This is a genomic window from Novosphingobium sp. AP12, from assembly GCF_000281975.1.
In the GTDB taxonomy this organism is placed as follows: domain Bacteria; phylum Pseudomonadota; class Alphaproteobacteria; order Sphingomonadales; family Sphingomonadaceae; genus Novosphingobium.
Window position 1 is genome coordinate 1 of record NZ_AKKE01000101.1, and the last position, 12,082, is coordinate 12,082.

Annotated in this window: 10 protein-coding genes; 5 read left to right on the forward strand and 5 right to left on the reverse strand. The window is 68.5% G+C overall.

Features of this window, described 5'->3' with window-relative positions; all coding sequences use genetic code 11:
* The 3 genes from PMI02_RS15010 to infA all read right to left on the reverse strand — a co-directional run.
* On the reverse strand, nucleotides 1-893 hold an 893-nt coding region (locus PMI02_RS15010; protein WP_007684242.1), incomplete at its 3' end, for a hypothetical protein.
* Nucleotides 886-1,512, reverse strand: a complete 627-nt coding sequence (locus tag PMI02_RS15015) for a nucleoside triphosphate pyrophosphatase (protein ID WP_052025586.1) — start codon at nucleotides 1,510-1,512, stop codon at nucleotides 886-888. The genes PMI02_RS15010 and PMI02_RS15015, both read right to left, overlap by 8 nt.
* On the reverse strand, nucleotides 1,502-1,753 hold the full coding sequence (gene infA / locus PMI02_RS15020; protein WP_007684246.1) for a translation initiation factor IF-1: 252 nt from the start codon (nucleotides 1,751-1,753) through the stop codon (nucleotides 1,502-1,504). Before infA ends, PMI02_RS15015 begins: the two co-directional genes overlap by 11 nt.
* Before the next feature lie 214 nt (nucleotides 1,754-1,967).
* Between infA and PMI02_RS15025 the strand changes: the two genes are divergently transcribed.
* From PMI02_RS15025 to PMI02_RS15035, 3 genes are all read left to right on the forward strand, one after another.
* A complete protein-coding gene (locus PMI02_RS15025) occupies nucleotides 1,968-5,144 on the forward strand; it encodes a TonB-dependent receptor (RefSeq protein WP_007684247.1) in 3,177 nt (1,058 codons plus the stop codon).
* Between the two features lie 86 nt (nucleotides 5,145-5,230).
* On the forward strand, nucleotides 5,231-7,174 hold the full coding sequence (uvrC, locus tag PMI02_RS15030) for an excinuclease ABC subunit UvrC (protein ID WP_007684249.1): 1,944 nt from the start codon (nucleotides 5,231-5,233) through the stop codon (nucleotides 7,172-7,174).
* Between the two features lie 112 nt (nucleotides 7,175-7,286).
* Nucleotides 7,287-7,901: a hypothetical protein gene (locus PMI02_RS15035; RefSeq protein ID WP_007684251.1), complete on the forward strand. Its 615-nt coding sequence runs from the start codon at nucleotides 7,287-7,289 to the stop codon at nucleotides 7,899-7,901.
* Nucleotides 7,902-7,909: 8 nt separating this feature from the next.
* On the opposite strand, the gene PMI02_RS15040 is transcribed toward PMI02_RS15035, so the two are convergent.
* Together PMI02_RS15040 and PMI02_RS27175 are read right to left on the reverse strand one after the other, a co-directional pair.
* Nucleotides 7,910-8,608: a glutamine amidotransferase gene (locus tag PMI02_RS15040; RefSeq protein ID WP_007684253.1), complete on the reverse strand. Its 699-nt coding sequence runs from the start codon at nucleotides 8,606-8,608 to the stop codon at nucleotides 7,910-7,912.
* An 85-nt stretch (nucleotides 8,609-8,693) separates the two neighbouring features.
* On the reverse strand, nucleotides 8,694-8,861 hold the full coding sequence (locus PMI02_RS27175; RefSeq protein WP_007684255.1) for a hypothetical protein: 168 nt from the start codon (nucleotides 8,859-8,861) through the stop codon (nucleotides 8,694-8,696).
* Nucleotides 8,862-9,116: 255 nt separating this feature from the next.
* Here PMI02_RS27175 and PMI02_RS15045 point away from each other — a divergent pair, with 255 nt between their 5' ends.
* Nucleotides 9,117-10,427: an amidohydrolase gene (locus tag PMI02_RS15045; protein WP_007684257.1), complete on the forward strand. Its 1,311-nt coding sequence runs from the start codon at nucleotides 9,117-9,119 to the stop codon at nucleotides 10,425-10,427.
* A 151-nt stretch (nucleotides 10,428-10,578) separates the two neighbouring features.
* On the forward strand, nucleotides 10,579-11,964 hold the full coding sequence (locus PMI02_RS15050; protein ID WP_007684259.1) for a TIGR03013 family XrtA/PEP-CTERM system glycosyltransferase: 1,386 nt from the start codon (nucleotides 10,579-10,581) through the stop codon (nucleotides 11,962-11,964).
* The last annotated feature ends 118 nt before the right edge of the window (nucleotides 11,965-12,082 follow it).

The following is a 12,082-nucleotide window of genomic DNA, read 5'->3' on the forward strand; positions in this document are numbered from 1 at the left end:
CGGGCGAGCTGGGCAAGCCACTCGTCGCTCGTCGCGGCGCGCACGGCGGGATGGGCGGAGAGGAGGAGGCTGCCGGGTTCGACCACGGCTTCGGCCTGGCGCAGCAGCAGGCGGGCGGCAGCGGCGGCCGGGTGGGCGCGGACGCGCTGGGCGATCGAGGGCCGCTCCAGCCGCGCGACGAGCTGCACGAAACCGAAGCCGTTCATCGCCGTGTGCTGGTGCGGCCAGTGACCCAGCGCGGCGGCCAGCGCCTCGTCCACCGCGCGGCGGTCGTCCTTGCCCTCGAGCGAGGGGAAATCGATGCCGATCGACCCGGCAAGGTCGAGGCGGCCGACTGATGCCGCGATCGCCGGCACCGCCGCCAGCGCCAGCGCGCGCGGGGGCAGGGCGCCGTCGATGTCTATCAGCGTCATCGCCGGGGTCGGCGAGACCACGAGTGAGCCGCCGTCGAATGCGACCACGCCGTCGAGCGCTTCGGCCACGATCTCGGGCCAGGGGTCATCCGGGAAGCGGCGGACGGTGCGCACCGACACGCCGTCGGCCCGCAGCGTCTGTGCGAGGCCGGGAGCCGGTCGGACCGCGAGACCGCTCGCGCGGGCCTGTGCGCGCTTGAGGCGCCCGGTTTCGGCCATGGCGGCGCGAGTGACGATCACGCGCTGGCGGGCGCCTTCGCTGGCGGAGGCGGGGAGGCCATCGACCAGCGCTTCCTCGCCCGAATCGAACCGGACCGTGCCGCGGCTCGACCCGGCACGGCGCGAGGTCAGGACCGCGTCGGCGACTTCACCGGCGGTAAGCCTACCCGGCCATTCCAGGCGGGCGGCAAGCACCTCGCCATCCTCGACGAGGATCGCGCGGGTTTCGCCGATCCCGTCCTCGATGAGCCACTCAGCCAATCTGGAATCCCGCCGAGCGCAGCAGTGCGCGCGTCTCGAACAGCGGCAGGCCGACGACGCCGGAATGGCTGCCAGAAATCCACGCGATGAGGCCCTCGGCGCTGCCTTGGATGGCATAGCCGCCGGCCTTGCCCTCCCATTCACCGCCGGCGATGTAGGCTTCGACTTCCTCGCGGTCGAGCTGCTTGAAGCGGACCACCGTCTCGCTCAGTTTCTCGCGCAGGGTGCCGTCGGGGGCCTTCAGCGCGATGGCGGAGAGCACGCGGTGGCGCCGGCCGGACAGTAGCGCGAGGCAAGCGCGCGCGGTCGCCTCGTCCTCGGCCTTGGGCAGGATGCGGCGGCCACAGGCGACCACGGTGTCGCCGGCAAGCACGTGGGCATCGGGTGCGGTGACCGCCAGCGCCTTTTCGCTCGCCATGCGGCGCGCATAATCACGCGGCACTTCGCGCAGGTGCGGGGTTTCGTCGATGTCGGCGGCGGAAATCGCGTCGGGGACGATGCCGAGGCGCGCGATTAGTTCACGGCGGCGCGGGCTGGCCGACGCGAGGACTAGCTTTGGAATGGGGGAGTCCTCTGGAACAGGGCCCGGCGTTTCGCCGGAAGGGAGGTCAGGCGCCAAACTGACCGGGGCCACCGCGGCCGGGCATGAAGCGGTAGGTGATGCGACCCTTGGTGAGGTCGTAGGGTGTGAGTTCGACCAGAACCTCGTCGCCGACCAGTACGCGGATGCGGTTCTTGCGCATCTTGCCGGCGGTGTGGCCAAGGATCTCGTGGCCATTCTCGAGTTCGACGCGGAACATTGCGTTGGGCAGGAGTTCGACGACCCTGCCACGCAGTTCGAGGAGTTCTTCCTTCGCCATTGGCGATCATAATCCGTGTTCTGGTTGCACCTCGCCGCGCGACATACCCACGACTCGCCTTAAATGGAAGTCTCTGCCGTTCACCGCAGCGCAACACGATTGCGACAAAATGATACTGCAGCGCGGCTTGTCGTCGCCAACAGGTCGAGGCAATGGAGGCCCAGGGCAAGGGACACAGCTTTGCGATAACTGATGCTCTTGGCGGAGACTACACTTGCGTTCCTTACCTCTGATCAGCCTGGTTGTATGCCTGGGCACCCCGGCCCTCGCGTCGACGCCGGATGCGCCCGTTGTCGTCAGCGACGACAAGAACAACGACGACCTCGAAGTGCACGGTGACGAAATCCTCGTGATGTCGCCGCGCATCATCGGCCAGATCGACGTGCCGCAGCAGCCGATCGAGGTATTGAACGAAGAAGACATCGCTTCCTACGGCGTCAATTCGATCGAGGAACTGCTCGACGCGATCAGCCCGCAGACCGGTAGCGGGCGAGGGCGCGGTGACGGGCGGCCGGTGATGCTTCTCAACGGCCAGCGCATTTCCAGCTTCCGCGAGATGCGCAGCATCCCGCCCGAGGCGATCCGCCGCCTGGAAGTGCTGCCCGAGGAAGTGGCGCTGCGCTTCGGCTATTCGGCCAACCAGCGCGTCGTCAACGTCATCCTCAAGGACCAGTTCTCGGCCGTCACCGCATCGACCGAGTACAATCGCCCGACGCGCGGCGGCTACGACAACTACGAACTGGAAGGCGGCCTGTTCAAGATCGCCGGCCCGCGCCGTTTCAACGTCAATGCCAAGCTCGACAACACCAGCATGCTGACCGAGGACGAGCGCGGCATCGAGCAGGAGCCGTCGCGCATTCCCGACGTCTCGACCGATCCCGACCCGGCGCGCTATCGCAGTCTGGCCGCCAGGGACTCCGAACTGACGCTGGAAGGCACGATGACGCAGGGCCTGGGCGAGAAGGGCTTTGCCGGCTCGATCACGGCGACCGGCGGCTACACCCGTTCGCAGACGACCTCGCTCTCGGGCCTCGACACGCTCACGCTCACCAACCCGGCGGGCGAGAGCGCGATCCGCACGCTGCCCGATCCGCTGACCAATCTTGCGATTTCCGACACCTTCGAAGGCGGGCTCGGCTACAGCAAGATGATCGGTGAGTGGCAGCTGAGCGCCACCGCCAACGCGACGTATGTCGACAGCAACACGCGGGTGGACCGCCGGCGCGACACTTCGGCCCTCGTCGATGCGGCGGAGGCCGGCACGCTGGCGATCGACGGCGCGCTTCCCTTCGTGCCGGGTGCAGGCGTCGACGTGGCGCGAACGCGGCAACTGACCCTGAGCAACCTCGCGACGATCTCGGGCAAGCCGTTCCGGCTGCCAGCGGGCGAGGCCAACCTGACGGTCAAGGCGGGCTACGACTTCGACCGCTCGATCAGCGGGGATACGCGAACCACCTTCGGCGACGTCACCCTCAAGCGCGGCGATGTGCTGGGCGGCGTCAACCTGGCGCTGCCTGTGACGAGCAAGGGCGAGGACTTCCTCGGCGCGATCGGCGACGTCACGCTGAACTTCAGCGGCGGGCTCGACCACCTCTCGGACTTCGGAACGCTGAAGGACTGGAGCGCGGGGCTGACGTGGTCGCCGACCTCGAAGCTGACGCTGCAGGCCAGCTACATCGTCGACGAGGCCGCGCCCAAGCTGACCCAGCTCGCGGCGCCGAACATCCTGACCTACAACGTCGCGGTCTACGACTTCACCAACGCGACGACCGCGCTGGTCACCGTGACCAGCGGCGGCAACCCGGACCTTCGCAAGGAGACCCAGCGCGACTGGAAGCTCTCGGCGCAGTGGCAGCTGCCGGTGTCGTTCCTGCAGCGCTCGAACCTCATCGTCGAATACTTCCGCAACCACTCGAGCGACGTGACGCAGTCGTTCCCGCTGCTCACCCCGGCGATCGAGGCGGCCTTCCCCAGCCGCGTGACGCGCGACGACGACGGCAACCTCGTCGCCATCGACCGGAGGCCGGTGACCTTCGACGAAGTGCGCAGTTCCTCGATGCGTTGGGGCATCAACATCTCGGGCAGCCTGGGCGGAGCAGCGGCTTCGGGCGGCGGGGGCGGCCGATCAGACGCTTCCGGATCTTCCTCGCCGCGCGGTTCGTCGGCTCCGCTCGCGCCGGTCACGGGCCCGAACGGGCCGATGCCGGGCGTGCAGACGCCGGGCGGGCCGCAGCAGGCAGGAACACCGGGCGGGCCGGGCGGACGCGATCCCTCGCGCTTCGCCGCGATGCGCCAGCAGCTCTGCGCCCCGGGCGCGGCCGAACCGGACCCTGCCACTCTGCCAGAGGGCCTGCGCGGACGGCTGACCGGCGCGGACGGGAAGATCGATCCCGCCAAGCTCGCCGAGTTCAAGCAGCGCGCCTGCTCCGCGGAGGGACCGGGCGGTCCCGGTGCGGGCGGGGCTGCCGGTGGGGCTCCCGGCGTGGGCGGCCCGGGCAACTTCGATCCCGAGCGCTTCGAGCGCATCCGCACCGCGCTGTGCTCCGGCGGCAGCGGTCCGCCCGACGTCGCCAGCCTGCCAGACCGCATGCGCGAGCGGCTGCTGGACGCGGACGGCAAGGTCGATCCGGCCAAGCTCGCCGAACTGCGCGAGCGCTTCTGCAAGGCGGACGGCGCTCCCCCGGCGGCTGGCGGCGCGGCCAACGCCCCCCAGCAGCCGGGCGACGTGATGCGCGAGATGCGTTTCGCGGGCGGCGGTCCCAGCGAACCAGCCAGCGGTCCCGGCGGCACGCGCGCGGAAAGCTCGGGTCCCGGCGGGCGTCCCGGCGGCATGGGTGGTCCCGGAATGGGCGGCCCGGGCATGGGTGGACCCGGCATGGGTCCCGGTGGTCCCGGCGGTCGTCCCGGGGGCAGCCGCTGGAACCTGTCGGTCTACCACACCTGGCGCTTCACCGACACGGTCACCATCGCGCCGGGCGTCCCCACCCTCGACCAGCTCAACGGCGACGCGATCGGGGCAGGCGGCACGCCGCGCCATGCGATCGAGGCGGAGGGCGGCCTGTTCAAGAACGGCTACGGCCTGCGCCTCAAGGCCGAGTGGGAAGCGCCCGCCAAGGTCAACGGATCGGGCCTGCCCGGCAGTTCGGACCTGCGCTTCGGCAGCACCTTCGACGTGAACCTGCGCATCTTCGCCGATCTCGGCCGCAACGAGGCGCTGGTGGCGAAGATGCCGTTCTTCAAGGGCGTCCGCCTGTCGCTCGTGGCCGACAACATCCTCGATTCGCGCCAGAAGGTGACCGACGAGAGCGGCGCCACGCCGATCGCCTACCAGCCCGCCTACCGCAATCCGCAGGGCCGCGTGCTGGGGATCGACTTCCGCAAGATGTTCTGAGGGCACGGGCCATCGCCGTCGCTTTGACGGGGACGACGGCCCGGCTCCACTTCCCCTTGGCCGACAGATTCCCTATCTGCACCGCCATGGCGCGAACACCTGCCGGCACTCCCGACAATCCCCAGGGCAACGAACGGTTCAACGAGGACCGGGCGACCCAGACCATGCGCGGCTCGGAGCAGCCCGACATCCAGGCCGGCGTCGAGGTCATCCGCGACACCGTGCGCACGCTGCCGCCCAAGCCCGGCGTCTACCGCATGCAGGACGCCAAGGGCGACGTGCTCTATGTCGGCAAGGCGCGGGCACTGAAGAACCGCGTCGCCAACTACACGCAGTGGGAGCGGTTGCCGGGTCGGTTGCAGCGGATGGTCAGCCAGACGCGGTCGATGACCATCGTCACCACCAATTCCGAGGCCGAGGCGCTGCTGCTCGAAGCGCAGCTCATCAAGCGCTTCCGCCCGCCGTACAACGTCCTCCTGCGCGACGACAAGTCGTTCCCCTTCATCCTGCTGCGCGCCGACCATGCCTTCCCGCGCATCATGAAGCACCGCGGCGCGCGCAAGGCGAAGGGCAACTACTATGGCCCCTTCGCCAGCGCCGGCTCGGTCAACACCACGGTCAACGCGCTGCAGAAGCTGTTCCTGCTGAGGAGCTGCACCGACAGCTTCTTCTCTCGCCGCGACCGGCCCTGCCTGCTCTACCAGATCAAGCGCTGCTCGGCCCCGTGCGTCGGGCGCATCGACGAGGCGGGGTATAAAGAGCTGGTGCAGGAGGCGAAGGACTTCCTCGGCGGCAAGTCCAATGCCGTGCAGCGCAAGATCGAGGCGCAGATGGCCGAGGCCGCGCAGGACCTCGATTTCGAGCGCGCCGCCATGCTGCGCGACCGGCTGCGGGCGGCGACGTTCATCCAGGGCAGCCAGGCGATCAACGCCGAGGGCGTCGACAATGCCGACATCTTCGCGATGGCGTCGCACGGCGGGCAGGTGGGCGTACAGGCGTTCTTCATCCGCGGCGGCCAGAACTGGGGCCACCGTGCTTTCTTCCCCACCCACACCGAGGGGCTGAGCGAGGAGGAAGTCATGCAGAGCTTCCTCGCCCAGTTCTACGAGGAAGTGCCGCCGGCGCGCTGCATCCTGATCGACCGCGAACTGCCCGAGGCGGAACTGCTGGCCGAAGCCCTGCGCGAAGGCGCGGGCAGCAAGGTCGACATCTCCGTGCCCCAGCGCGGCCCCCGCCGCCAGCTCGTGGCGCAGGCGACGCGCAATGCGGTCGAGGCGCTCGAACGCCGGCTCGCCGAGCGGGGCACGCAGGCCAGGACCCTGCGCGAGCTGACCGAGTTCCTCGAACTGGCGGACGTGCCCCAGCGCATCGAGGTCTACGACAACAGCCACCTCCAGGGCACCAAGGCGCTCGGCGCGATGATCGTCGCCGGGCCGGAGGGCTTCATCAACAACCAGTACCGCAAGTTCAACATCAAGACTGCGCAGACCGACGACGACTTCGCGATGATGCGCGAGGTCATGACCCGCCGCTTCGGCCGCGCGCAGGAGGAAGACCCCGAGCGCGAGAGCGGCAACTGGCCGGGCCTCGTCCTGATCGACGGCGGCAAGGGCCAGATGAGCGCCGTGAAGGACGCGCTGGAGGAACTCGGCATCGAGGACGTGCCGCTGATCGCCATCGCCAAGGGACCGCACCACGGCCGCGAGGGGCGCGAGGTGTTCCACTTCCCCGACGGGCGCGAGAAGATGCTGCCGGTCAACTCGCCGCTGCTGTTCTACCTCCAGCGGCTGCGCGACGAGGTCCACCGCTTCGCCATCGGCGCCCACCGCGCCAAGCGCAGCCGCGCGATCAGCGCCAGTCCGCTCGACGAGATTCCGGGCATCGGGCCCGCCCGCAAGCGCGCGCTGCTGCTGCATTTCGGCACGGCGGGCAAAGTGCGCGCAGCCAGCCTGGAGGACCTCCAGCGTGCGCCGGGCGTCAGCAGCGCGGTCGCCCAGACGATCTACGACTTCTACCACCCCAAGGGCTAGGGCGGGGCCGGGCGCGCCTCAACTGCGGCGGGTGGTTGCGAAAGGCGAAACCATCGCCAGCCGCACCGGTTGAGTTTGGGAACGTGGGGCCCCCGCTGACCGGAGAAACACTGTGAACACCCTTAGTCCCTTGGCGATAGCCACCTGCCTGATCGTCGTCGCGGTGATATTCGGCGCTATCGTCGCCCTGCGCCGAGGCCGCCACAGCGCCCGGCTGCGGGACCGCTACGGCGACGAATATGCCCGTACCGTCGAGCAGGCGGGCGGCGCCCACAAGGGCGAGACGCTGCTTCACGAGCGCGAAAAGCGCGTCGCCGCGTTCGACATCCACCCGCTCGCGCCGCGTCAGCGCGCCGTCTTCATCGACCAGTGGCTCGAGGTGCAGGCGCAGTTCGTGCTCGATCCCACCGGCGCCGTCGCCAAGGCCGACGTGCTGCTGAGCGACGTGATGACCGCGCGCGGCTACCCCGTCGCCGAATTCGAGCAGCGCTACGAGGACCTGTCCGTCGATCATGCCGAAGCGGTCGCCCACTACCGCACCGCGCACCATATCGCCGAGAGCCACGCACGCGGCGAATCGCGGACCGAAGAGCTGCGTCAGGCGATGATCCACTATCGCGCGCTGTTCGACGACCTCGTCAACGAGCCGGTCGATTTCAGCCCGGTGATCGAGCAGCGCGGCGGCCGCATCCACGACCTGCGCCGCGAAACCATCCGCCGCGACTGAAGGTGGCTTCAGTTCAGCGCGGATAACCAGTCGGAGATCATCGCGCGGCCGGCTGCGACCGCACCCGGGCCCAGTTCGTCATGGGCCCGGCGCAGCGCCCTCGGGCAGCCACCGGCCTCGACCACGGCCTCGGGCCACTGCTCCATCCAGTCGTCGAAGCGGGGGTCTTCGCCCATCTCGGCGTGGAACTGGAGAGCGAGCAGGTTTTTCCCGCGCCGGAACGCCTGGTGCTCGTAGAGCCGGCTGGACGCCAGGACCTCCACGCCTTCGGGCCGGGTGAAAGTGTCGCCGTGCCAGTGCAGCACCGGCACGCCGCGCAAGTGGCGCAGCGGGCCATCGGCGGCATGCTCGTGGATCTGGACGGGATGGAAGCCCACTTCCTTGGCCGGGCCGAGATGTACTTTGGCTCCCAGTGCGCTCGCCATCATCTGCGCGCCGAAGCATACGCCGAGAGTCGGCCGGTCCGCTTCGAGGCGCAGCGCAAGGCGGCGCCGCTGGCAGGCGATCCACGGGAAGCGGTCCTGCTCGTAGACGCCCATCGGCCCGCCCATCATGATGAGCAGGTCCGGCTCGCGCAGGTCGAGCGTGGCGAAGCCCGGGTCGGTGACGTCGACGCGCAATACGTCGTAGCCCGCGTCCTCGATGGGCTGGCGGTAACCGGCGACCCCTTCGTGGGGAACGTGGCGGATGATGAGAGCGGTCTTCACGGGTCCTGTCTGGCACAACCTGGAGGGAGGGGCGACACCGAAGGCAGGGGTGGAAGCCCGAACGCCTTCGATGCCGTCGGCAAGGTCACAGCCCGAGGCGCGACCAGAAATCTCCGGCGGAGCGGATCGCGGCGCCGCCGTCGCTGGGCAGCGGCTCGAAGCTGCTGCGCCACGAGGGATGAGTGAAACGGGCGCCTTGCGGAGCTCTTGCTCGCAGGACGGTGGAAGTTATCCGGGGCAGGGTATCGAGCATTTCGTATCTCCTTGAGGGAGGCACGAAGCCGGCGTGGACGCTTCGGTTTCGTGCGCTTTAGCGGTTGGTGACGCGGAGCAAGCTGACAGAATCAAATGCCGCGAAGCGAGAGGCGGACCCTTCGCTCGAGAAACAATCTACTCATTCGGTAGAGAATGTCCATTCGAGCGAATCTATCTGACCTGCCAGAAAAACTTCCCGCGCGGGCGGCCATGCGATTGCGGGGCGCCGGTGCGTGACGTAGCCTCCCATGCCATGCGCATCCCGATCATCGCCGCCGCCCTGCTGGGCCTCCCGCTCCCCGCCCATGCCGAAGCGGTCGGCGACAGCGTCTCGCGCGACATGCCGGGCCTCATGGCGATCTACCGCGACCTCCACGCCAACCCCGAACTCAGCTTCCAGGAAGTGCGCAGCGCCAAGGTCATGGCCGACGCCGCGCGCAAGGCTGGCTTCACGGTGACCGAGAAGGTCGGCAGGACCGGCGTGGTCGCCGTCCTGAAGAACGGGGAGGGGCCGACCGTCCTCATCCGCGCCGACATGGACGGGTTGCCGGTGACCGAACAGACCGGACTGCCCTTCGCCTCGACCAGGAAAGGCACTTCCACCGCCGGGGTCGAGAGCGGGGTGATGCACGCCTGCGGGCACGACACCCACATGACCGCCTGGATCGAGACGGCCCGCCTGATGGCGGCGCGCAAGTCCGAATGGTCCGGCACGCTGGTGATGATCGGCCAGCCGGCGGAGGAACTCGGCCTAGGCGCGCTGGAGATGCTGAAGGACGGCCTCTACACGCGCTTCCCCAGGCCCGACTACACGCTGGCCTTCCACGACACCCCCGAGCTGCCCGCTGGCGTGGTCGGCGCGGCGAAGGGCTGGGCGCTCGCCAATGTCGACAGCGTCGACATCCTGGTGCGCGGCACCGGCGGCCACGGCGCCTACCCGCACACGACCCGCGACCCGATCGTGCTGGCAAGTTCGATCGTGATGAAGCTGCAGACGCTGGTCAGCCGCGAGAACAATCCGCTCGACCCGGCGGTGGTGACGGTCGGCTCGTTCCATTCGGGCTTCAAGCACAACGTCATTCCCGACGAGGCGAAGCTGGAGCTGACGGTGCGCAGCTATTCGGACGAGACGCGCACCCGCCTGCTGGACGGCATCCGCCGCGTCGCGAAGGGTGAGGCGATCGCCTCGGGGATATCCGAGGACCGGATGCCGCTGGTCACGGTCAAGGAACCGCACACCCGCGCCACCTGGAACACGCCCGAGTTCACCGAGGATACGGTCGCGGCGCTCAAGGGGCAGTTAGGGGACGCCAATGTCGTGTTCACGCCGTCGGTCATGGGAGGCGAGGATTTCGGCGAATTCCGCCGTGCCGACGAGGCCCACGTCAAGTCGCTGATCCTGTGGGTCGGGGGCTCGGACCCGCAGAAACTGGCGGCCGCCAAGGCCGGCGGTCCGCCGATGCCCTCGCTCCACAGCCCGTTCTGGGCGCCCGTCGCGGACAAGGTCATCGCCTCTGCCTCGCAGGCACTCACCCTGACGGCACTGCGGCTGATGCCGAAGTAGTGTAAAACGCGCCGACAGCCGTTCCCGACCTGTGGACAGCCGGTTTCCGCGCGTCCCAATTCGCACTGTCAAGGTAACCGACAGTTTACGCCTTTGCCCTAAGCCCCTCGACAAGAGCCGGAATTCGGCTGCGAAGGATGCGTAAACGACGATGATTCGTCTGTTCAAACACTACATTCCGCATGCCGTCGTCCTGCTCTGGCTGGTGGACGTGATGCTGCTGGCCATCGCCAACGAGACGTCGTGGCGCCTGCGAGCCGACCAGATCGGTATCGACCCCGGCGCGCTGGTGGACAGGATCGCCGCCCATGCGGCGTTCGCGGCGGTGATCTCCCTCTCGATGATCTCGGTCGGCGTCTACGGCGGAGATGCGCTGCGTTCCAAGCGCTTTGCCGCCGCGCGCCTGCTGGTCGCCATTTCGCTGGGCATCATCGCACTGTCCTTCGTCGACTTTCTCGTCGGCGGGCAGAACTTCTGGCGCTCGACCCTTGCCTATTCGATGGCCTTCGCGATCGTCCTGCTGATCTTCAACCGGCTGATTCTCGGTGCATTCCTGGGCACCAGCTCCTTCCGCCGCCGCGTGCTGGTGCTGGGCGCTGGCGAGCGGGCACAGCGCCTCCGGATGCTTGGCGAGCGGCCCGAAAGCGGCTTCGCGATCGTCGGCTACGTCACCATGAGCGAGAGCAAGCCGGTGGTCGAGGAGGCGATCTCGCGCGGGGCGATCCACAACCTCACCCGCTACGTCGAGAACCTTGGCGTGAGCGAAGTGGTGCTGGCGCTGGAGGAACGGCGCAACGCCCTGCCGCTCAAGGACCTGCTGCGGATCAAGACCGCCGGCGTCCACGTCAACGAGTTCTCCAGCTTCCTCGAGCGCGAGACGGGCCGCGTCGACCTCGACACCGTCAACCCGAGCTGGCTGATCTTCTCGGACGGCTTCTCGTCCGGCCGCGCGATATCGAGCGCGGCCAAGCGGCTGTTCGACATCTGCGTGGCAGCGCTCCTGCTGGTGCTCACCGCGCCGGTGATCGCGCTTTTCGCGTTGCTGGTGAAGATCGACAGCAAGGGCCCGGCTTTCTACCGCCAGCCGCGTGTCGGGCTTTTCGGCCAGAACTTCGACGTCATCAAACTGCGGTCGATGCGCACCGACGCCGAAATCGCAGGCGCCCAGTGGGCTTCCAAGGACGACCCGCGGGTCACCCGCGTCGGCCGGTTCATCCGCAAGGTCCGCATCGACGAGCTTCCGCAGTCGTGGTCCGTCCTCAAGGGCGAGATGAGTTTCGTCGGCCCGCGCCCCGAGCGTCCCGAATTCGTCGCCGACCTCGAGGAACAGCTGCGCTATTACGCCGAACGGCACATGGTGAAGCCGGGCATCACCGGCTGGGCGCAGATCAACTACCCTTACGGCGCCTCGATCGAGGATTCGCGCAACAAGCTCGAATACGACCTCTATTACGCCAAGAACTACACGCCTTTCCTTGACCTTCTGATCATCCTGCAGACGCTGCGGGTGGTGCTGTGGAGCGAGGGCGCACGCTGATGGCGGTCGGTTTCGCCCTCGGCAGCACCGGGCCGGTATGGACGACGGTTGGCGTCGCCCTCGACCTCAACGGAGCGATCGCGCTCGCCAGCGTGGCGATGTGGCTGGGGCCCCGCCG

Bases quoted from the DNA above. Each gene is read 5' to 3' on its own strand.
- infA (WP_007684246.1), bottom strand. From the start codon at position 1,753: ATGGCGAAGGAAGAACTCCTCGAACTGCGTGGCAGGGTCGTCGAACTC.
- uvrC (WP_007684249.1), top strand. From the start codon at position 5,231: ATGGCGCGAACACCTGCCGGCACTCCCGACAATCCCCAGGGCAACGAA.
- PMI02_RS27175 (WP_007684255.1), bottom strand. From the start codon at position 8,861: ATGCTCGATACCCTGCCCCGGATAACTTCCACCGTCCTGCGAGCAAGA.
- PMI02_RS15045 (WP_007684257.1), top strand. From the start codon at position 9,117: ATGCGCATCCCGATCATCGCCGCCGCCCTGCTGGGCCTCCCGCTCCCC.
- PMI02_RS15050 (WP_007684259.1), top strand. From the start codon at position 10,579: ATGATTCGTCTGTTCAAACACTACATTCCGCATGCCGTCGTCCTGCTC.